17 protein-coding genes and 1 riboswitch are annotated in these 21,201 nt (G+C 73.5%); of the genes, 4 read left to right on the forward strand and 13 right to left on the reverse strand.

The genetic code is table 11. The features are described from left to right. The first annotated feature begins 36 nt into the window (after window positions 1-36). On the forward strand, window positions 37-1,713 hold the full coding sequence (locus ABTY61_RS22070) for a serine/threonine-protein kinase (protein WP_350506731.1): 1,677 nt from the start codon (window positions 37-39) through the stop codon (window positions 1,711-1,713). A gap of 7 nt (window positions 1,714-1,720) precedes the next feature. Here ABTY61_RS22070 and ABTY61_RS22075 read toward each other — a convergent pair whose 3' ends face one another. The 7 genes from ABTY61_RS22075 to ABTY61_RS22105 form a co-directional block, all read right to left on the reverse strand. After that, entirely contained in the window at window positions 1,721-2,197 is a 477-nt protein-coding gene (locus ABTY61_RS22075) for an OsmC family protein (protein ID WP_350506732.1), read from the reverse strand. A 66-nt stretch (window positions 2,198-2,263) separates the two neighbouring features. After that, on the reverse strand, window positions 2,264-2,806 hold the full coding sequence (cpt, locus tag ABTY61_RS22080; protein WP_350506733.1) for a chloramphenicol phosphotransferase CPT: 543 nt from the start codon (window positions 2,804-2,806) through the stop codon (window positions 2,264-2,266). 25 nt (window positions 2,807-2,831) lie between these two features. Continuing rightward, entirely contained in the window at window positions 2,832-4,205 is a 1,374-nt protein-coding gene (locus tag ABTY61_RS22085; RefSeq protein WP_350506734.1) for a cobyrinic acid a,c-diamide synthase CobB, read from the reverse strand. Between the two features lie 4 nt (window positions 4,206-4,209). Then, on the reverse strand, window positions 4,210-4,815 hold the full coding sequence (gene cobO, locus ABTY61_RS22090) for a cob(I)yrinic acid a,c-diamide adenosyltransferase (protein WP_350506735.1): 606 nt from the start codon (window positions 4,813-4,815) through the stop codon (window positions 4,210-4,212). A gap of 6 nt (window positions 4,816-4,821) precedes the next feature. Continuing rightward, window positions 4,822-6,891 carry a putative cobaltochelatase gene (locus tag ABTY61_RS22095; RefSeq protein WP_350506736.1) on the reverse strand — a complete coding sequence of 690 codons (2,070 nt, stop codon included), beginning with the start codon at window positions 6,889-6,891 and terminating at the stop codon, window positions 4,822-4,824. Then, window positions 6,888-8,408: a cobyric acid synthase gene (locus tag ABTY61_RS22100; protein ID WP_350506737.1), complete on the reverse strand. Its 1,521-nt coding sequence runs from the start codon at window positions 8,406-8,408 to the stop codon at window positions 6,888-6,890. The genes ABTY61_RS22095 and ABTY61_RS22100 overlap by 4 nt, the downstream gene beginning before the upstream one ends. 99 nt (window positions 8,409-8,507) lie before the next feature. Continuing rightward, entirely contained in the window at window positions 8,508-9,464 is a 957-nt protein-coding gene (locus ABTY61_RS22105; protein ID WP_502895398.1) for a cobalamin biosynthesis protein, read from the reverse strand. A 108-nt stretch (window positions 9,465-9,572) separates the two neighbouring features. Next, a riboswitch (cobalamin riboswitch) is annotated at window positions 9,573-9,700 on the reverse strand. A 195-nt stretch (window positions 9,701-9,895) separates the two neighbouring features. Between ABTY61_RS22105 and ABTY61_RS22110 the strand changes: the two genes are divergently transcribed. The 3 genes from ABTY61_RS22110 to ABTY61_RS22120 all read left to right on the forward strand — a co-directional run bounded on the left by ABTY61_RS22110 (window position 9,896) and on the right by ABTY61_RS22120 (window position 14,115). Then, window positions 9,896-10,588 carry a helix-turn-helix domain-containing protein gene (locus ABTY61_RS22110; protein WP_350506739.1) on the forward strand — a complete coding sequence of 231 codons (693 nt, stop codon included), beginning with the start codon at window positions 9,896-9,898 and terminating at the stop codon, window positions 10,586-10,588. A gap of 426 nt (window positions 10,589-11,014) precedes the next feature. Beyond that, window positions 11,015-12,163, forward strand: coding sequence for an alpha/beta hydrolase family protein (locus tag ABTY61_RS22115; RefSeq protein WP_350506740.1), 1,149 nt, complete (start codon window positions 11,015-11,017; stop codon window positions 12,161-12,163). Between the two features lie 629 nt (window positions 12,164-12,792). Then, on the forward strand, window positions 12,793-14,115 hold the full coding sequence (locus ABTY61_RS22120) for a hypothetical protein (protein ID WP_350506741.1): 1,323 nt from the start codon (window positions 12,793-12,795) through the stop codon (window positions 14,113-14,115). A 77-nt stretch (window positions 14,116-14,192) separates the two neighbouring features. Here ABTY61_RS22120 and ABTY61_RS22125 read toward each other — a convergent pair whose 3' ends face one another. From ABTY61_RS22125 to ABTY61_RS22150, 6 genes are all read right to left on the reverse strand, one after another. Further along, the gene (locus ABTY61_RS22125) at window positions 14,193-15,071 is read right to left on the reverse strand and encodes a CDP-alcohol phosphatidyltransferase family protein (RefSeq protein WP_402490705.1); all 879 of its coding nucleotides are present in this window, start codon (window positions 15,069-15,071) and stop codon (window positions 14,193-14,195) included. Next, window positions 15,058-15,750: a phosphatidylserine decarboxylase gene (locus tag ABTY61_RS22130; RefSeq protein WP_350506742.1), complete on the reverse strand. Its 693-nt coding sequence runs from the start codon at window positions 15,748-15,750 to the stop codon at window positions 15,058-15,060. The genes ABTY61_RS22125 and ABTY61_RS22130 overlap by 14 nt, the downstream gene beginning before the upstream one ends. Before the next feature lie 517 nt (window positions 15,751-16,267). Beyond that, window positions 16,268-17,470 (reverse strand): acyl-CoA dehydrogenase family protein, encoded by a 1,203-nt coding sequence (locus ABTY61_RS22135; RefSeq protein WP_350506743.1) that lies wholly within the window; start codon window positions 17,468-17,470, stop codon window positions 16,268-16,270. A gap of 162 nt (window positions 17,471-17,632) precedes the next feature. Beyond that, window positions 17,633-18,136 carry a MaoC family dehydratase gene (locus tag ABTY61_RS22140; RefSeq protein ID WP_350506744.1) on the reverse strand — a complete coding sequence of 168 codons (504 nt, stop codon included), beginning with the start codon at window positions 18,134-18,136 and terminating at the stop codon, window positions 17,633-17,635. A gap of 4 nt (window positions 18,137-18,140) precedes the next feature. Next, a complete protein-coding gene (locus ABTY61_RS22145; RefSeq protein ID WP_350506745.1) occupies window positions 18,141-19,121 on the reverse strand; it encodes an HpcH/HpaI aldolase/citrate lyase family protein in 981 nt (326 codons plus the stop codon). A gap of 42 nt (window positions 19,122-19,163) precedes the next feature. Continuing rightward, the gene (locus ABTY61_RS22150; RefSeq protein ID WP_350506746.1) at window positions 19,164-21,194 is read right to left on the reverse strand and encodes an ethylmalonyl-CoA mutase; all 2,031 of its coding nucleotides are present in this window, start codon (window positions 21,192-21,194) and stop codon (window positions 19,164-19,166) included. Window positions 21,195-21,201: the final 7 nt, after the last annotated feature.

Below are 21,201 nucleotides of genomic sequence, written 5' to 3' on the forward strand. Positions count from 1 at the left end.
CCTATACTCCGTGTGCTCGATCAGCCAGGGGGAAGCATGCTGAGCACGCTGGACGTCGTCGTACTGCTCATGATCGGTGCGGCGCTGCTGCTGCGGTTGGCGACGCTGCCGGTGTTGGTGCGCGCTCAAACAGCCGCGCGCCGAAGGGCGTTGGCGGCCACCGGCGCGGACGCGGGCGCGGGTGCGCCGGGCGGGGTCGGCGCGACCGTCGGCGAGTCGGTGCTGGGTCTGGTGGGCATCGCCGGGGTGACGGTGTTCCTGTCCGCCAACGTCGCGGGCAGCATGGTCTTCAAGGGGCTGGGGCAGCCGTTCGACCCCGCCAACGCGAGGTACCTCGCCTATCCGACGCACACGGACCGCAACCTGATGCAGACCGTGTACATCGCCGTCTTCGTCGTCTGCCTGCTGCTCGGCCTGCTGCTCTGCTACCTGACCCAGCGCAGGCTGCTGACCGCCGACCTGCCCCCGCAGGCCTGGTCGGCGGGCGCGACCCAGGCCCGGGTCGTCGGCCTGCTGGTCCTCCGGGCGGTGCTCGCGGTGTTCGTGCTGCCGGCCGCCCTGGTCGTCCCGGCGCTGGTGTTCCAGGTCGTCGCCTTCTTCGTGAGCCGCAGGCCCAGACCGGTCGGGGCGGAGCAGGGGAGCGCTCCGGAGGCCGGGGCCGCCCAGGCGTTCCAGGCGTACCTGGACGCGCAGAACCCGTATGCGCCCACCGCCCAGCCGCCGCAGGGCCCGTACGTCCCCCCGCAGTTCACCCCGCCGGCCCCGACCGCCCCGCCGACGCCGCCCGCCCCGCCGGTGGTGTCGAGCCCGCCGGTCGGCAGCCCGCTCAGCCCGCACGAGCCCCGCACGATCGGCGGCTACCAGCTGCTCGGCCGGATCGGCGCCGGCGGCATGGGCACGGTCTACCTCGCCCAGCGCCAGGGCTCCGCCACCCAGGTCGCCCTCAAGACCATCAACCTCGAACTCCTCGACGACGACGACCTGTTGCGCCGCTTCCAGCGCGAGGCCGAGGTGCTGGCCATGGTCCCCGGCGCCTACACCGCCCGGGTGCTCGACACCGGCGTGGACTCCGGACGCCCCTACCTGGCCATGGAGTTGCTGGACGGCCGCCCGCTCGACGCCCACCTGCGCGAGCAGGGCCCGATCCGCTCCGCCGAGGCGCTGCGCGCCCTGGCCCTGGCGCTGGCGGTGGCGCTGTCCGGGGTGCACCGGCTCGGGCTGGTGCACCGGGACCTCAAGCCCGCCAACATCATGCTGACCACGGCCGGCCCGCGCCTGCTGGACTTCGGCATCGCGGCGATCGTGGACGGCACCCGGCTGACCGCCACCGGCGGCGGGCCGGGCACCCTGACCTACATGGCGCCGGAGCAGTTCGGCGACGAGCGGGTCGGCCCGGCGGCCGACGTGTGGGCCTGGGCCTGCTGCGTGGTCTGCGCGGCGTACGGTGTCAGCCCGTTCGCGGCGACCAACACGGGTGCGGTGATCCGCCGGATCGTGGAGAGCGGGCCCGAGCCCGCCGCGCTGGCGGCGGTCCAGGCCCTCGACCCGGCGCTCGCGGCCGTCGTCACCCGCGCCCTGGCCATCGACCCGGCCGCCCGCCCGGCCGACGGTACGGGCCTGCTGGCGGCGCTCGCGGCGGCCCAGTCGACGGCGCCGGACCCGGCGGCCGTCCACGAGCAGATCACCCGCGGCTGGCAGACCCTGGCGCTCTGATCCGACGCTACCCCGCGACCCCCACCGTCACCTCGGCCTCGTGGCGCACCGGGAAGTTCACCGAGTTGGCGATGAAGCAGCCCCGGTTCGCCGCCGCGTGCAGGGCGAGCGCCGGCTCCACCATCCCCGGCTCGGCGACCTGCACCCGCGGGTGCAGCACCGCCGAGGTGAAGCGCCCGCCCTCCGGGGTCACGGCCATGGTGCCCACCGGTCGGTCGACGTACGAGGTCACCACGACCCCGTTCACGGCGCACTGGTGCAGGTACGACAGCAGGTGGCACTGGGAGAGCGCGACCAGCAGCAACTGCTCCGGGTTCCAGCGGGCCGGGTCGCCGCGGAAGGCGGGGTCGGCGGAGCCGGGGATGCCCGGCAGGCCCTCGGCCGTCACCTCGACGTCGCGGGCGTAGGCGCGGTAGTCGCTGGTGCCGGTGCCCCGGTTGCCGGTCCAGTTGATCTCGGCGGTGTACTCGTACTGCCTGGCCATGGGCGTGCCTCCGTGGGAAGGGGGTGCTGCCGGACAGTCAACCGCAGGAGGCCGCCCGCGCGGGGCTCATCGCGTCGCCGCCATGCGGGCGAGGATCGCGTCGGCGCAGTCCTCCGCCGAAGCCCGCGAGGTGTCCACGACCAGGTCGTACCCGACGCCCTCGTGCACCGCCTCCGCCTGCGCGGCAGCCATCCCGGCGACCCGGTCGCCGCGCGCGGCCTCCCGGGCCGCGGCCACCGCCGGGTCGCAGCGCACGCCTACCCAGAGCACGTCCAGACCGTCCAGCGCCGCGCGCCACCGCTGCTGGGAGGCGGCCCCGCCGAGGAACACCTCGTCCACCAGGACCGGGGCGCCGGCCCGGGCCATCGCCGCCACGCCGAGCGTCCAGGCGGCGTCCAGCCGGGCGAAGGCCGGCCCGACCTCCACCGTGCCGTCCCCGCCCGTCAGGCCGCCGATGCCCTCCTCGCCGCCGAGCAGCCACGGCGGCAGCGCGTCCACCATGGTGTCCGCGCCGAGGTGCAGCCACGGCTCCGTCAGCAGCTCCTGCAAGCGCCGGGCGATGCTCGACTTCCCGGAGCTGGAACCGCCGTTGAGAACGATCACATCCATCCGGGCATCCTAAGGAGGACAGCCCTCAGGACGCCCCCGCATCGAACGCCGCCGCGGCCCCCGCGAACGACTCCGCCAACCCGGGGGCCCCGGCCCAGTGCAGGTGCAGGTACGAGGCGTGCACGTTCCCGGCGGCGAAGCCCTCGGTGCGCGGCCCGGTCGGCAGGCGCCAGCCCCAGGCGGGGTGTTCGCCCGCGCCCGGTTCGCAGACCGTCCGGTGGAACTCGTGCCCGCGCAGCCGGGTGCCGGCCGGGGCGAGCGGGGAGTCGTGCAGGGCGACGGCCTCCCGGTAGCCGAGGGTGAGCCGTTCGGTCATCCGGGCGTCGGTGTCCAACACCCCGCACATCGGCAGGCCGTCCAACTCCCGCCCCAGATAGAGCAGTCCGGCGCACTCGGCGGCGACCGGGCCACCCGCCGCCGCGAACTCCGAGATGGCCCGCCGCAGTTCGGCGTTCCCGCTCAACTCCCGTACGTACAACTCCGGGAAACCGCCGCCGATGACCAGACCGGTGGTGCCCTCCGGCAGCGCCGAGGCGTGCAGCGGGTCGAACGGGACGACCTCCGCGCCCGCCGCGCCGAGCAGTTCGGCGTTCTCGGCGTACGAGAACGAGAAGGCCGCACCGCCGGCCACCGCGATCCGCGGCCGCCCGCCGACCGGCGTCACCTCCACCGAAGCGTCCCACGGCTCGGCGTCCAACTCCGGAGCCGTACGCGCGAGTTCCAGCACCGCGTCCAGATCCACCGAAGCCGCGACCAGCTCGCCCATGTCGGCGACGGCCTTCAGCGCCTCCGCCGACCGCTCCACCGCCGGGATCAGCCCGAGGTGCCGGGACGGCGTGGCCACGGCCGCCGAGCGGCGCAGCGCGCCCAGTACGGGCACGCCGGAGCCCTCCTCCAGCGCCTCGCGCAGCAGCTGCTCGTGCCGGTCGGAGGCGACCCGGTTGAGGATCACCCCGGCCAGGCGCACCTGCGGGTCCCAGGAGGCGAAGCCGTGCACCAGCGCCGCCACCGAGCGGGACTGCGAGGAGCCGTCCACCACCAGTACCACGGGGGCCCGCAGCAGCTTGGCGACGTGCGCGGTGGACGCCAACTCCCCGCGCCCGGAGGCTCCGTCGAACAGGCCCATGACGCCCTCGACCACCGCGACGTCCGCCCCGGCCGCGCCGTGCAGGAACAGCGGCGCGATCCGTTCCGGCCCGCACATGAAGGCGTCCAGGTTGCGGCCCGGGCGCCCGGCGGCGAGCGCGTGGTAGCCCGGGTCGATGTAGTCGGGGCCGACCTTGTGCGGTGACACCGCCAACCCGCGCGCGGCGAGCGCCGCGATCAGGCCGGTGGCGACGGTGGTCTTGCCGGCGCCCGAGGAGGGCGCGGCGACGACGAGGCGGGGGACGTTGCTCAAGAGGTCACCACTCGATACCGCGCTGGCCCTTGCGGCCGGCGTCCATGGGGTGCTTGACCTTGGTCATCTCGGTGACCAGGTCGGCGACTCCGGTCAGCGCCTCGGGCGCGTACCGGCCGGTGATGACGACGTGCTGGCTGCCCGGACGCTCCTTGAGCACCGAGACGACCTCCTCCGGGTCGATCCACCCCCAGTGCATCGGGTAGGTGAACTCGTCCAGCACGTAGAAGCGGTAGGTCTCGGCGGCGAGGTCGCGCTTGACCTGCTCCCAGCCCTCCTTGGCGGCCTCCTCGCTGGTCATCTCCTGCTCGGCGGAGCGCTGGATCCAGGACCAGCCGGAGCCCATCTTGTGCCAGTCGACGGTGCCGCCCTCGCCGGAGGCGCCGAGCACGCGCAGCGCGTTCTCCTCGCCGACCTTCCACTTGGCGGACTTCACGAACTGGAACACCCCGACCGACCAGCCCTGGTTCCAGGCCCGCAGCGCCATGCCGAAGGCGGCCGTGGACTTGCCCTTCCCGGGGCCGGTGTGCACGGCGGTGATCGGCTGGGTACGGCGCTGACGGGTCGTCAGACCGTCGTCGGGAACGCTCTCGGGGACACCCTTGGGCATGTCGGCTCAGGCCGCCTTTCGGATCGAAGTGGTCGAACGGTTCGCGCGGACGAGCGAGGCCACGCCCTCCGCGCGCAGCTCGTCCAGGCTGACGGCGCTGCCGCCGAGCAGCCCGGCCAGGGTGCGGGCCAGGCCCAGTCGGACCGGCCCGGACTCGCAGTCCAGGACCACGCTCGCGGTGCCCTGGGCGGCGAACAGCGCAGCCGCCCGCTGGGAGCGGGCGAGCGCGTCCCGCCCGCCGGTGGCCCGGCCGTCGGTCACCACGACCAGCAGCGGGCGCCGGTTCGGGTCGCGCAGCCGCTCGACCCGCAGCACCTCGTGGGCGCGCAGCAGGCCGGCCGCCAGCGGGGTGCGCCCGCCGGTGGGCAGCGTCTCCAGCCGGGCGGCGCCGACCTCCACCGAGGAGGTGGGCGGCAGTGCCAGCTCGGCGTCCGCGCCGCGGAAGGTGATCATGCCGATCTTGTCCCGGCGCTGGTAGGCGTCCATCAGCAGCGACAGCACCGCGCCCTTGACGGCGGCCATCCGCTGCCTGGCGGCCATCGAGCCGGAGGCGTCCACCACGAACAGCACCAGGTTGGACTCCCGTCCTTGGCGCACCTGTTCGCGGAAGTCGTCCTTGTGCAGCACCAGCGCCCGGCCGGCCCGCCCGCGCGCCACCTGGTGCGGAGCAGCGGCCTGGAGCGTCGCGGTCAGGTGCAGCCGGCTCAGCGTGCCCTGCGGGCGGCGGGCCCGGATGGTGTGCCCGCCGGTGGTCTCCGCGGGGGAGCGGCGGCCTTGGGCGCCATGGCCGGTGCCCTGCACGGTGAACAGCCGCGTCCGGTACGGGTCACCGGCCGCGACCGGCGTCGACTCCCGCGCGGGGGAGGGGTGTTGGGCGGGCACGGGCTGCGGCCCGGGCGCCTCGGCGTCCTCGGGGGCGGAAGCCTCCGGGGCGCCACCGTCGGCCGGCTCGGGCGCGCCCCCGCCGTCGGGACCGCCGTCACCCGGGCCACCGTCGCCACCGCCGTCCGGGCCGCCCCCGTCATCCTCCGGCCCGTCGCCCTCCGGCTCCGGCTCGTCCGGCTGGGCGTGCTCCTCCAGCGTGCGGTCCAGCTGCTCCTCGTCCAACCCCGGGGCATCAAAGGGGTTGCGGCGGCGCCGGTGCGGCAGCGCCAGCTGGGCGGCCTTGCGGACGTCCTCCTCCAGCACCTCGGTCCGCCCGGCCCAGGCGGCCAGCGCGACCGCGGTGCGGGCCATCACGATGTCCGCGCGCAGCCCGTCCACCTCGAACGCGGCGCACACGGCCGTGATCTGACGCAACGCCACATCCGTCAGCTCGACCTTCGGCAGCAAGTCCCTCGCCACGGTGATGTGTTCGGCGAGCGCCCGCTCCTCCGCCGCGAACCGCTCCGCGAAGCCGGCCGGATCGGCGTCGTAGGCGAGCCGGCGCCGGACCACCTCGGCGCGCTCCGCCGGATCCCGGGTGGCGGCGATCTCGACGGTCAGGCCGAAACGGTCGAGCAGCTGCGGCCGCAGCTCGCCCTCCTCCGGGTTCATGGTGCCGACCAGCAGGAACCGCGCCGCGTGCCGCACCGACACGCCCTCGCGCTCGACGTACGAGCGGCCCATCGCGGCGGCGTCCAGCAGCAGGTCCACCACGTGGTCCTGGAGCAGGTTCACCTCGTCGATGTACAGCACACCGCGGTGCGCCTTGGCGAGCAGCCCGGGCTCGTACGCCTTGACGCCCTCGGCCAGCGCGCGCTCCAGGTCGAGCGAGCCGACGATCCGGTCCTCGGCCACACCGACCGGCAACTCGACCAGCTGGGAGGGCCGTTCGCGACTCTCAAGGTCGGCGTGCGGCCCGTCCGGGCACTGCGGGTCCGGCGCGGCCGGGTCGCAGGCGAACCGGCAGTCCGCCACCACGGCGATGGCGGGCAGCAGTCCGGCCAGTGCGCGCACCATGGTCGACTTGGCGGTGCCCTTCTCGCCGCGCACCAGCACGCCGCCCACGGCCGGGGAGACCGCGTTCAGCAGCAGCCCGAGCCGCAGGTCGGCCATGCCGACGATTGCGGTGAAGGGATAGCGGACCTCACTCATGCGTCACTCCCAGGTGCCCCGGGCGGGAGGAACGGCAGCGCTCCGGCCGCCGGCACCCCGCCCTCGATCAGCTTCCACAGCGCGTCGGTGTCCGCGTGTTCCTCGATCAGGTCGCCCAGCCGGTCCAGCCGGGCCTCGCGCGCCGCCGCGAACGAGGTGCCCGGCGCCGGCACGAACGCCCGGCCCGCCAAGTCGGCGACCTCGCGCAGGAGTTCGCGGCGGAAGCCGTCGTTCTCCAACGCGCCGTGCCAGGTGGTGCCCCAGACCGAGCCGACCCGACAGCCGTCCAGGAACGGAACGCCCCCGTCCACGGCCACCACCCCGTGGTGGATCTCGTACCCCTCGACCCGCTGCCCGTACGCCTCGCCGACCGGCCGCGCCAGCACCTTCTCGACGCCGAACCGCACATCCGTCGGCAGCAGCCCCAGCCCGGCGACGACACCCGCCTTCGACTCCACCTCGTCCTCGATCGAGCGCGCCAGCATCTGGTAGCCGCCGCACACCCCGAGGACCGGCAGCCCGGCCGCCGCCCGCGCCTTCAGCGCCGGCTCCAGGCCGCGCTCGCGCAGCCAGGCGAGGTCCGCCACGGTCGCCCGGGTGCCGGGCAGCACCACCAGGTCGGCGTCGGCCAGCTCCTCCGGCCGGGTCGCCCAGCGCACCAGCACGCCCGGCTCCTGGGCCAGCGCGTCCAGGTCGGTGAAGTTCGACAGCCGGGGGAAGCGCACCACGGCGACCCGCAGCACGTCCGCCCCCAGCGGACCGGGCCCGTCCACCCGGTCCACCACGGTGGACAGGTCCAGCGAGTCCTCGGCGTCCAGCCACAGGCCCGGCAGCATCGGCAGCGTGCCCAGCACCGGCCGGCCGGTCAGCTCGCGCAGCATCTCCAGCCCGGGCGCCAGCAGCCGGGCATCGCCGCGGAACTTGTTGACGAACCAGCCGGCCACGTGCCGCTGGTCCTCCGCCGACAGCAGCGCCAGCGTCCCGTACATCGCGGCGAACACCCCGCCGCGGTCGATGTCCCCGACCACCACCACGGGCAGCGCGGCGGCCGTGGCCAGGCCCATGTTGGCGATGTCCCGGTCACGCAGGTTGATCTCGGCGGGCGAGCCGGCCCCCTCGCACACCACCACGTCGTAACGGGCGCGCAGATCCGCCAGGCACTCCAGGGAACGCTCCAGCAGGACGGGCTTGCGCTCCCGGTAGTCCAGCGCACCCACCTCGGCCACCGGCCTGCCGAGCAGCACCACCTGGCTGCGGCCGTCCGCGCCCGGCTTCAACAGCACCGGGTTCATCGCCGCCTCCGGCTCCACCCGGGCGGCCTGCGCCTGCATCGCCTGGGCGCGGCCGATCTCGGCGCCGTCGGCCGTGACGAAGGAGTTCAGCGACATGTTCTGCGCCTTGAACGGCGCCACCCGCACGCCCTGGCGGGCCAGCCAACGGCAGATCCCGGCCGTCACCACGCTCTTGCCCGCGTCCGAGGTCGTCCCCGCGACCAGCAGTGCGTTGGCCGTACTCATGCGCCCACCTCGCTTCGCTCGGCAGGCGCTTCGCCCAACGCGCCCCTCCCCATGGTTCGCTCGCTGCGCTCGCTCACGCGCCCACCTCGCTTCGCTCGCTCACGCGTTCCCCTTCTTCCCCATCAGCATCCGCAGCAGGACGTGCCCCGCGACCGTCGTACCCAAGGCCAGCGCGCCCACCCGCCGGGACAGCGTGCAGGCCCGCTCGATGTCGTCCACCGTCACCGGCCGCAACTCCGCACCCAGGACGGGCCGGTGCTCGACCCGCTCCCCGTACTGCAACGTCCCACCCAACCGGACGCCGACCGCCCCGGCGAAGGCCGACTCGGCCTGGCCCGCGTTCGGGCTCGGGTGCGCGGAGCCGTCCCGGCGCCAGACCCGCCAGGCGGTCCCGGGCTCGGGCGCGGCGGCCACCGTCAGCAGGGCCGTCAGCCGGGCGCCCGGCCAGCCCGCGACGTCGTCCAGCCGGGCCGAGGCCCAGCCGAACCGGGTGTACCGGGGCGAGCGGTGGCCCACCATGGCGTCCAGGGTGTTCACCGCGCGGAACGCCAGCAGCCCCGGCGTGCCGGCCAGGGCACCCCAGGCCAGTGCGTTCACCACGGCATCCGCCGTGTTCTCCGCCACCGACTCGACCACCGCCCGGGCGATCTGCTGCCCGTCCAGCGCGCTCGGATCCCGCCCGCACAGGTGCGGCAGCCGCTCCCGGGCGGCCGCCAGGTCACCTGCGGCGAGCGAGCGGCCGATGGTGCGCGCCTCCCTGGTCAGCGAGGTGCCGCCGAGCACCGTCCAGGTCGCCGCTGCGGCCAGCGCGGCCCGGCCCACCGGACGGCGCCCGACCGTGCGGTCCAGGGCCAGCGCGCCGGCGGCGACCGCACCCACACACAGCGCGGTGTACCCGGCGCCGGCCGCCCGGCCGTCGCGCCACAGCCGCCGCTCCAGCCGGCCCGCGGCACTGCCGAACAGGGCGACGGGGTGGCCGCGGCGCGGATCGGCGAAACGGGCGTCGGCGGCGTAGCCCGCGACGGCGCCCACCGCGAAGGCGGCGGCCCGGGTCAGCGGGCGCACAACAACGAAAAGCTGGGAATCCAACCGGGCGGGGCAGCCTGCATCGCGTGGGTGTCCTCACTCAGGGTCCGCGCCCTGGATCGACGTACCGGTGGCGAGAGTCTCCTGGCTTCCGGGTCGGACGCACCCCCGGGCCTTCCAGCGGCTCCTGACGGCCCGCCGTGGCATGTCCGAACGTGCTCCCCGGTGACAGTGGCGGGACCGCGCCGGACTCGCACCGGCTTCCTCTCCATGCCTCCGTTTGGCCCCAGGATCCCATCACGCGTCCGAACCGGGAGTCAACCGAGGTCACGGAGGGGTTGGTCACACGACGAACCCGCCCCCGCCCTGTGCGATCGCCCAGCGCCACGAAGGGCCCGGCACCCCCGCTTCGTGCGTTCGACGGCTGGGGCCGCGCCGCCGGCCGCGCCTACGGTTCGGCCATGCGCCGCAGAAAGCCACCCGTCGTCGCCCCCACCCCGGTGCCGTTCTCGCCGGAGGCCGCCCGCGCCCACCGGGCCGGCCTCGGGTTGACCCCCGAACAGGTCGCCGAGGGCATGGCCGCACACGGCGTCCGGCTGCTGCCCGGTCACGTCCTGGCCTGGGAGGACGGCGTGCTGCGCCCCGGCGAAGCCGAGTTCATCGCCCTGGCCCGCGCCCTCTGGTGCCCGGCCGCCTCCCTGATGCCAGGCCACCCCGTCAGCCTGCGCGACCACCGCCTCGCCCGGGAGCTCCCCCCGGAGACCGTCGCCGAACGGGTCGGCATCCCCCTGCCCACCTACCGCCAGGCCGAACTCACCGGCCGCTGGGACGGCGACCCGGACCAGACCCACGCCCTCGCCCAAGTCCTGGGCCTACGCCTCACCGAACTGGTCGAGGCCACCGGCCGCCGCGAGGCCCTGGACCGTCTCCTCCGCCAATGCGTGACCGGCCGCTGGCAACCCCACCTCCGCCCGATCGCCCACCTGGTACCCGTCCCCGAACCCGACCTCGCCGCCGTCCTCCCCCTCCTCCACCAGGAACACCACATCCCCTCCCACTGGGGCACCACCACCCAACCCACCACCCCCACCCCACCCCTCACCCCCCGCTTCTGGCAGCTCCTCAGCACCCACCACTCCGCCATCCCCATCTGACCGGCCCCCACCCAAGGCAACAGGGCACGCGGGCCCCACCCCCGCGCGCCCACAACGCCCCACCCCACCCACCCGCCCCACCCACCCGCACCAACCCACCCACCCCAACCACCCCCCTCCCCCTCCCTCGCCCCAGGCGAGAGGGACGCGCTGCGGGAGGGGGCGGTGGAGGGGGTGGGTGCGGAGAGGGGCGTGACGGGTGATTTTCCGACCGCCAACGGTCTCAGCCCCCTCGATGAGGGTCGGCGGTCGGAAAATCATCCAGCCCCCGGAGCGCCCACCCCCGGAACCGCCCCCGGCGTCACCCACCCTCCCGAGAGCCCCCCACACCCAAGCCCCCCGCGCAGCGGTCCCCCGGACAGCCCCCGCCCAGTGGCCCCCTCGCCACCCCCCTTGTGGACTGGTGCTCGAACACCATCCGGGTCCATGAACAGCATGAACAGAGCGGGGATCGAAATGCGTTGGGGAACCGCAGCCGTCGTGGCGGCCGCCGCCGCCGGGGCCGTCGTCCTGGTGGTGGGCCGTCGGGCCTCCGAGCGAATGGTCCGTCCGGGGATGGGGCCGGGGGGTGTCGGGCCGGAGTCCGGGCCGGTGCTGGTGCAGAGCCTCGCGGCCGGCCGGGTGACGTTCAGCCGCCGTCCGGACAGCCTGCGGCCCGGCCGTTGGGCGGTCGAGTGGGACGACAACGGGCATGCGGTGGTGGAGGAGGTCCTGCACAGCGACGAGCAGGGCGTCACCCGCCGGCTGGTCCGGGCGGACCGGGGCACCCTGACACCCGGTACGGAGGTCCGCTTCACCCCGCGGGTGTACCTGGGCGACCCGACTTCCGCGCTCGGCCTGGCCTTCACCGACACCACCGCCGAGGGTGAACTCGGCGCGCTCCCGGTCTGGCTGCTCGGCGGCAAGCGCGGGACCTGGGTGGTCCTGGTGCACGGCCCGGAGTCCGACCGCCGACAGGTTCTCCCGGTGCTGCCCGTCCTGCACCGCCTGGGCCTGCCCGCGCTGGCGGTCACCTACCGCGGCGACGAGGGCGCCCCGGCTTCCCCGGACGGCTACAGCCACTTCGGCGAGACCGAGTGGCGGGACGTCGAGTCGGCGATGCGGCTGGCGCTCGACCACGGCGCGGGCCGGGTGATCCTGTACGGCTGGTCGGTGGGCGCGACGACGGTGCTGCAGACGGCGGCCCGGTCGGCCTGGGCCCATGCGATCAGCGGGATCGTGCTCGACTCGCCGGTCCTCGACCTGCCCGCCTCGGCCCGCCGGGACGCCGCCCGGGCCGGCTTCACCGGGGTCTCCGCCGAGCTCGGAGCGCTGGCCGCGGAGGGCCGTACGGGCGTCGACCTGGCGGACTCCTCCCGGCTCGCGGAGGGCGCGGACCTGAGGGTCCCCACCCTCGTGCTGCACAGTCCGGACGACCGGATCGCGCCGATCGACGCGGTGGAGCGCTTGGCCGCGGCCCGCCACGACGTGGTGAACCTCCAGCGCTTCCCGGGCGCCGAGCACGCGGCGCTCTGGAACTCGGCCCCGGACCACTACACCGAACTCCTCCGCCGCTGGCTGACGCCTCTCCTCTGACCCCAGCGCCCCCGGATCCAAACCCTGCGCCCCCGGATCCAAACCCTGCGCCCCCGGACCCGACAACCCTGAATCCATGGGCTAACGGGACACAATTTGCTCCCCATACAAGCCCTCGGCAGAGCCCCCCACCGCACCAGAAGTCGACCCCGCCGACTTCCCGTGCAACCCCGTCCGCCCACAGGCACATGCCAGCCGGCCGGATTCCACCCCTCCGCTTCCGCCACCCCCACCCCCCGCCGCCCCGCGAAAACCCCACCCCCACACGCAGCGTGACCGCCCGAACGAGCAGCGCGACGCGCCGAACCCGCCCTGGCATGACCCCGCCACGCGTTTCCGGCCAGGCGGTTTGCCGCTGTTGCCCGATCTTGCGGAGGTGCTCTCCCCGGTCGAGCGGTCGTACGGACAACCGGATGTGACAGAAGGCCCGTACAAGGGGAAGACTGCTCGACGTGACGTCTCGGAACCCGCGCGACCGTGATGCCCCGCTCCCGCCGACGATCGGAACCGGTGCGACGGTGACCCGTCTCCCCGGTACGGCCAACCGGCCCTCCGGTGGCAGGCCGGGCGGGGCCGGTGTACCCCGCCGCCGGGGGCCCGCTCCGGCGCCCGGCCGGGGCCGGGTTCCGGTGCCGGAGGGCTTCCCCGCGCCGGCCGAACTCGCCCCGCTGGCCCGTCGGATGCTGGTGGACGCCGTCCGGATCGCCCGTTGGGCCGGGGAGCTGGCGGAGGTCGACAAGCGCGGCGAGCTGCTCCCGGAGGACGCCCGGGCAGCCGGTCGCGCGCTGGCCATGACGGTCGGCGCGGCGGCCAAGGCCTGGGGCCAGGCGCTGCTGGTGGGCCTGGTGGAGGCCCGGGACGGCGGAGCCGGCCCCGGCTGGCGCCTGCACGCCTGGGAGCACGACGACGAGGCCGTGGTGCGCGGCTGGTCCGGGCTGTTCGACGCCTGGACGCTGCTCGCCCCGGTGCCGCCCGCCGCGCTGCGCGGGGTGTTCGCCGTCCTGGCCGGTCAGGCCGTGGACCAGGCCCCGCAGTTGCTCTCCTTCCTGCACCTGGTGGACGGCCCGGTCGCCGACAGCGAGCTCCTGGAGCTGCTGCGCCGCGGCCTGGACGAGCGCCGGGTCGGCGGCAGCGGGGGCGCGGGCCTGTCGCCCGTGCCGCACGCCGCCTCCGCCGTGTCGGCGGTCCGCGGCACCTGCCGGGCGCCGCAGATCGACACCCCGCCCGCGCCCTCCGACGTGGCCGCCGTCCTGGACTGGATGCTGGACGGCCTGACGGCGGTCGGCGCCGTGGTGCGCCGGAACGACGCCGCCGAGCTCTCCCCGCTGGGCCACTGGGCGGTCCGGGCGAAGCTGGAGGAGATCTGCACCGTCGCCCAGACGGCGGCCGGGCACATCGAGCAGAGCGCCTTCGAGCTGTTGAACGCCTGCGCGGACTACTCGCCGGGCCCGGCCCGGGCGGAGTTCCGCGCCTGGGTGGCGGCCCGCCCGGCGGACCGCGCGGTGGCCGAGCTGCTGGACGCGGCCCGGGGCGACGACGCGCTGGTGCGCGGCCTGGCCTTCGAGGCGCTGCGGGTGGCCGGCGGACCGGCCGAGCAGGCGGTGCGGGCGGCGGTGGACGCCCCGGTGCTGCGCCCCTACGCGCTGCTGTGGCTGGCCGAGCGCGCCGACGAGGGTGTGTCCCCGGCGGACGTGCTGGGCGCCGAGGACGCGGCCTGGCTGTGGGTGGACACGGCGGCGGCGGTGCTGGACCACGGCGAGACGGAGCTGCTGGTGGGGCACGTCGAGGGCGCCGCGGCGGGCGATCCGGTACGGCTGTTCGCCCGGGCCCGGCAGTCCGGGCACCCGCGGGCGGCCTCGGTGCTGACGGCGGTCTCGGGGGTGCACCCGGATCCGGGCGTGGCCCGGGCGGCCCGCCGCTCGGCCTTCAGCGTCCACACCGGCGGCGCCTAGCCCGCACACCTGCACGAGCATGGCAGAGGGGCCCGGAACCTGATGGTTCCGGGCCCCTCTGCCGTGTACAGCGTGACTCAGCCGAGCCGCGACTCCGCCCGTCGGGCGCGGACGTCGCCGACCTTCTGCCCGACCTTGCGCCGGATCACCAGCAGCGGCGCCATCGCGGCGAGCGTGATCTGGGCGAAGGCCCCGATGTGCATCAGGGTGTCGCCACCGGGCAGCCCGGTCGCCCAGGCGGCCAGGCAGCCGATCGCCACGACGACCCAGCAGAGCGTGGCGGTGGCCAGCAGCCCCTGGGGCTTCGGGTACTCGATCCGGCTGACCATCAGGTACGCGGCGCCGAAGATGGCGAGCAGACCGGGCAGGAACGGCGGGTCGAGCAGCACGATGGCGATGACCGTCATCGCGCCCATCGGGCAGGGCATGCCCTGGAACACCCCGGGCCGCATCTTGACGGCCGAGAAGCGGGCCAGCCGCAGGACCACCGCGAGCAGCACGGTCAGCGCGATCAGCGCCGAGAGCTTGGTGTTGGAGCCCTGGGAGACCATGCCCCAGACCGCGACGAAGTAGGCCGGCGCGATGCCGAAGCTGATCAGGTCGGCCAGGTTGTCGAGTTCCGCTCCGAGGGCGGAGGAGCGGAGCTTCCGCGCCACCAGGCCGTCGAAGAGGTCGCACATCGAGCCGATCAGCAGCAGCGTCACCGCGGTGGCGGCGCTGTGCCGGTCCGGAGCGGCGTCCGGGTTGGTGATGTGCGGGACCAGGACCCCGGTGGTGATCGAGTAGATCGCCAGGAAGCCGCAGACGGCGTTCCCCAGGGTCAGGAAGTCGGCGGTGGACAGGTGCTGCGGGGAGCGCGGGGCGCGCAGTTCGCGGTCGCGCGCCCAGCGGCGACGGCGCAGGGCCGTCTCCTCGTCGTCCAGGCCGACGATTGTTTCAGGATCAGTCACGGTCAAGGCGCGTCACCCCGGCTGTGGTCTTCTGGCCGACCTCGACGCCGACCTCGACGCCGGCCGGCAGGTAGGTGTCGACCCGGGAGCCGAACCGGATCAGGCCGATCCGGTCGCCCTGCTCGACCTTGGTTCCGGCGGCCACGTACGGCACGATGCGACGGGCCACGGCCCCCGCGATCTGCACCATCTCGATGTCGCCGAGCTCGGTCTCGAAGTGCCAGACGACCCGCTCGTTCTGGTCGCTGTCCTTGTTGAAGGCCGGCACGAAGCCGCCGGCGACGTGCTCGACCGACGTCACCGTGCCCGGCAGGGGCGCCCGGTTGACGTGGACGTTGAGCGGGCTCATGAAGATCGCGACCCGGGTGCGGCCGTCCGGCCAGGCGTCGATGCTCTGGACCACGCCGTCGGCGGGGGAGATGACTCTGCCGGTGCCGATCTCACGCTCGGGGTCGCGGAAGAACCACAGCATGCCCGCGCCGAGCGCGCAGGCCGGTACCGCGGCCAGGGCCCACTTGCCGTTGCGCCGGGTGAGGGCGGTGGTCACGGCGGCCGTGGCGAGGGTGGGGACGAACCAGGGGGTGGCTCCGCGCGCGATGGTCACGCGGGGTCGCCGACCGGCCGCCGGGGCTGCGAGGGCATCGCGGTCCGTGACGGAGGTGTGAGGGGACGGGCTGATGGGCATCGAAGACCTTTGTCGCGGGGGATCATGGCCGCTGGACGGGGGCCACCGCGGAATCGGTAATAGAGGGACGGCTTGCTGTCCCGGTGGATGCTATCGGGAGCACACGGTGGGTGGGCAACCCGCCTGCTCGTTCATGTGTCCGGTGGGAGTGCGTATGCGCGTCCCACCTCTACGACCGTAGCTCGCCCCGGTCCGGTTCCCAAGGGACCTGACACGGCTGGTGACTCTTGTCTCAGCAGGGGTGCGGTCGGAACCCGGTGGGGGACACGGGCCGTAGCGGGTGGAAGAAGGTGTACGGAAGCGGCCGCAGGGCGCGTTGCTGCAGCTGTACGCCCTGCGGCCGCTTTCCGGAGGCCGTGCCGGGCCCAGGCGGACCAGGCCGGGCCGTGAGATGGCACGGCGCTCTGCCGGGACGGGCCCGCACGCCCGTCGACCGGCGGTTCTGAGGGGGCCGCCCGTCAATCCGGGCGGCCCCGCGATCACTCGGCGGTCCCCGCGCTCAGGCGGGGCCGGGCCGTCACTCGGCGATCTTGTACTCCTCCAGGAGCCGGCGTCCGACGATCATCTTCTGGATCTCCGCAGTTCCTTCACCGATGAGCAGCATCGGGGCCTCGCGGTAGAGGCGCTCGATCTCGTACTCCTTCGAGAAGCCGTAGCCGCCGTGGATCCGGAAGGCGTCCTCGACGACCTCCTTGCAGTACTCCGAGGCCAGGTACTTGGCCATGCCGGCTTCCAGGTCGTTGCGCTCGCCGCTGTCCTTCTTGCGGGCGGCCATGACCATCATCTGGTGGGCGGCCTCGACCTTGGTGGCCATCTCGGCGAGCTTGAACTGGATCGCCTGGTGCTCGGCGATCTTCTTGCCGAAGGTGGAGCGCTGCTGGGCGTAGGAGATGCCGAGCTCGAAGGCGCGGCGGGCCACGCCGCAGCCGCGGGCGGCGACGTTGACCCGGCCGACCTCGACGCCGTCCATCATCTGGTAGAAGCCGCGGCCCGGGACGCCGCCGAGGACGCGGTTGGCCGGAATCCGCACGTCCTGCAGCACCAGCTCGGTGGTGTCGACGCCCTTGTAGCCCATCTTCTCGATCTTCCCGGGCACGGTGAGGCCGGGGACGGTCGGGTTCGGGCCGAAACCGGCCGTCTTCTCGATCAGGAAGGTGGTCATGTTCTTGTACGGGGAACTGCCGCCCTCGTCGGTCTTGCACAGGACCGCGACCAGGGTGGAGGTGCCGCCGTTGGTGAGCCACATCTTCTGGCCGTTGAGGACGTAGGAGTCACCGTCCTTGACGCCCTTGGTGGAGATCGCGGAGACGTCGGAGCCGAGTCCGGGCTCGGACATCGAGAAGGCCCCGCGGATCTCGCCGGCGGCCATCTTCGGCAGGAAGTAGTCCTTCTGCTCCTGGGTGCCGTGGGCGTTGATCATGTGCGCCACGATGAAGTGGGTGTTGACGATGCCGGAGACCGACATCCAGCCGCGGGCGATCTCCTCGACCACCAGGGCGTAGGTGAGCAGGGACTCGCCGAGGCCGCCGTACTCCTCGGGGATCGTGAGGCCGAACAGCCCGAGCTGCTTCATGCCCTCGACGATGGCGGTCGGGTACTCGTCCTTGTGCTCCAGCTCGGTCGCGACCGGAATGATCTCCTTGTCGACGAAATCCCGCACGGTGGCGAGGATGTCCCGCTGGATCTCGGTGAGGCCGTCGGTCTGTGCGAGGCGTCCCATCGTGCGGCTCCGGAATGTCTGAAACGGGCGGGGGGGGGGGGGATTTCCGGGGGCCCTGCCGGCGTGGCTGCGGCAGCAGGGCCCCCGACCGGGTGGGGGTCGGCCGATGACGGCGGCCTTCCCGTCCGGGGTCTACAGGGGTTTGCAGAGGGGAGAGGGGATTCAGGCGAGCGGCTCGGGGCGCCCCGGCTGCTCGCCGCCGCGCTCCTTGATGTACGTCGCGGTCGGCACCATCACCTTGCGGCGGAAGACGCAGACGACCGTGCCGTCCTGCTTGTACCCCTTGGTCTCGACGTAGACGATGCCGCGGTCGTCCTTGGACTTGGACGGCCACTTGTCCAGGACGGTCGTCTCGCCGTAGAGGGTGTCGCCGTGGAAGGTCGGCGCGATGTGGCGCAGCGACTCGATCTCCAGGTTGGCGATCGCCTTGCCGGAGACGTCCGGGACGGACATGCCGAGCAGCAGCGAGTAGATGTAGTTGCCCACCACGACGTTCTTGCCGAAGTCCGTCGTCTTCTCCGCATAGTTGGTGTCCATGTGGAGCGGGTGGTGGTTCATGGTGAGCAGGCAGAACAGGTGGTCGTCGTACTCGGTGACGGTCTTGCCGGGCCAGTGCTTGTAGACCGCGCCGACCTCGAACTCCTCGTAGGTGCGTCCGAACTGCATGGTGCTACGCCTCCGCCTTCTGGTCGGATCCGGGCTGTTCGAACTTGGTGGTGCGCTGCATGCCGGCGGCCCGGCCCTTGCCGGAGATGACCAGGGCCATCTTGCGGCTGGCCTCGTCGATCATCTCGTCGCCGAGCATCGCGGAGCCCTTGGCGCCGCCCGCCTCGGAGGTGCAGTAGTCGTACGCGTCGAGGATCAGCTCGGCGTGGTCGTAGTCCTCCTGCGAGGGGGAGTAGACCTCGTTGGCGATGGCGACCTGGTCCGGGTGCAGCACCCACTTGCCGTCGAAGCCGAGGGCGGCGGAGCGGCCGGCCACCTCGCGGTAGCCCTCGGCGTTGCGGATCTGCAGGTACGGGCCGTCGATCGCCTGGAGGTCGTTGGCGCGGGCGGCCATCAGGATGCGCATCAGGATGTAGTGGTAGGCGTCGGCGTTGTAGCCGGGCGGCTGCTCGCCGACCACCAGGGACTTCATGTTGATCGAGGCCATGAAGTCGGCCGGGCCGAAGATGATGGTCTCCAGCCGGGGCGAGGCCTCGGCGATGGCATCGACGTTGATCAGGCCCTTGGCGTTCTCGATCTGCGCCTCGATGCCGATCTTGCCGACCTCGAAGCCCATGGTCTTCTCGATCTGGGTGAGCAGCAGGTCGAGCGCCTTGACCTGCTCGGCGTCCTGGACCTTCGGCAGCATGATGCAGTCGAGGTTGGGGCCGGCGCCCTCGACGACGGTGATCACGTCGCGGTAGGTCCAGTGGGTGGTCCAGTCGTTGACGCGGACGACGCGGGTCTTGTTGCCCCAGTCGCCGTTGTTCAGCGCGTCGACGATGGTGTGGCGGGCGCTCTCCTTGACCAGCGGGGCACAGGCGTCCTCCAGGTCGAGGAAGACCTGGTCGGCCGGGAGGCCCTGGGCCTTCTCCAGGAAGCGCGGGTTGCTGCCCGGTACGGCGAGGCAGGAGCGGCGCGGGCGAAGGCGGTTGACATTGCTCATGAGGGTGGTTCGTTCCTTCCCAGTGGTCAGCTGGTCAGCTGGTCAGTTCGTGGCCGCGGTCGGTGCGGACGTCCACGGCTGGAGCCGGTTGGCCAGCCGGATCTCGTCCACGATCCGGCCGATGATGGTGGTGATGCCGAAGTCCTTCGGGGTGAACACGGCGGCGACGCCGGCGGCCTTGAGGGCCTCGCCGTCCGCTGCCGGGATGATGCCACCCACGATCACCGGGACATCCTCCACCCCGGCGCGGCGCAGCCGCTTCAGGACGTCGGGCACCAGCTCGGTGTGCGCGCCGGACAGGATGGACAGGCCCACGCAGTGCACGTCCTCCGCCACGGCGGCGGAGACGATCTGCTCCGGGGTGAGCCGGATGCCCTGGTAGACCACCTCGAACCCGGCGTCGCGGGCCCGTACGGCGATCTGCTCGGCGCCGTTGGAGTGCCCGTCCAGGCCGGGCTTGCCGACCAGCAGGCGCAGCTTGCCGGCGCCCAGCTCCTCGGCGGTGGCGGCGACGGCGGCGCGGACCTGCTCGAGCTCCCCGCCCGGCTCGGCGGCGACCGCGACGGGCGCGCCGCCCACGCCGGTGGGGGCGCGGTACTCGCCGAACACCTCGCGCAGGGCGAAGGACCACTCGCCGGTGGTGACCCCGGCCCGGGCGCAGGCGAGGGTGGCCGGCATCAGGTTGGCCTCGGTGGCGGCGACGGCCTTGAGCTCGGCCAGCGCCTCCTGGGCGGCGGCCTCGTCGCGGGCGCCGCGCCAGGCCTCCAGGGCGGCGAGCACGGACTGCTCGGAGGCCGGGTCGACGACCATGATCGCGGTGTCGAGGTCGGCGGTGAGCGGGCTGGGCTCGGTGGTGTCGAAGCAGTTCACCCCGATGATCTTGTCCTCGCCGGACTCGATCCGGGCCCGGCGGGCGGCGTGCGAGGCGACCAGGTTGGACTTCAGGTAGCCGGACTCGACAGCCGGGATCACCCCGCCCATTTCCATCACCTTGGCGATCTCCGCCTCGGCGCCGGCCAGCAGCGCCGCGGTCTTGGCCTCGATCACCTCGGAGCCGTTGAAGATGTCGCCGTACTCCAGCAGGTCCGACTCGTAGGCCAGCACCTGCTGGATCCGCAGCGACCACTGCTGGTCCCACGGCCGCGGCAGCCCCAACGCCTCGTTCCAGGCCGGGAGTTGGACGGCCCGGGCGCGGGCGTCCTTGGAGAGGGTGACGGCCAGCATCTCCAGGACGATCCGCTGGACGTTGTTCTCCGGCTGGGCCTCGGTCAGCCCGAGCGAGTTGACCTGGACGCCGTAGCGGAAGCGGCGCTGCTTGGGGTCGGTGACCCCGTAGCGCTCCAGCGTGACCTTCTCCCAGAGCAGGGCGAAGGCGCGCATCTTGCACATCTCCTCGACGAAGCGCACGCCGGCGTTGACGAAGAAGGAGATCCGGGCGACCACGTCGCCCATCCGCTCGGCGGGCACCTGCCCGGAGTCGCGGACGGCGTCGAGCACCGAGATGGCGGTGCACATCGCGTACGCGATCTCCTGGACGGGCGTGGCCCCGGCCTCCTGGAGGTGGTAGCTGCAGATGTTGATCGGGTTCCACTTGGGGATGTTGCCGACCGTGTAGGCGATCATGTCGGTGATCAGGCGCACCGACGGGCCGGGCGGGAAGACGTGCGTCCCGCGCGACAGGTACTCCTTCACGATGTCGTTCTGGGTGGTGCCGGTGAGCTTGGCGATGTCGGCGCCCTGCTCCTCGGCGACCACCTGGTAGAGCGCCAGCAGCCACATCGCGGTGGCGTTGATCGTCATGGAGGTGTTGGTCTGTTCGAGCGGGATGCCGTCGAACAGGGTGCGCATGTCGCCGACGTGGCCGACCGGGACGCCGACCCGGCCCACCTCGCCGCGGGCGAGGATGTGGTCCGAGTCGTAGCCCGTCTGGGTCGGCAGGTCGAAGGCGACGGACAGGCCGGTCTGGCCCTTCGCCAGGTTCCGCCGGTAGAGCGCGTTGGAGTCGCTCGCGGTGGAGTGGCCGGCGTAGGTGCGCATCAGCCAGGGGCGGTCGCGCTTCTGGGGCTCAGTCATCGGACCT

This window comes from Kitasatospora sp. NPDC096128, from assembly GCF_040303105.1.
Lineage (GTDB): Bacteria > Actinomycetota > Actinomycetes > Streptomycetales > Streptomycetaceae > Kitasatospora.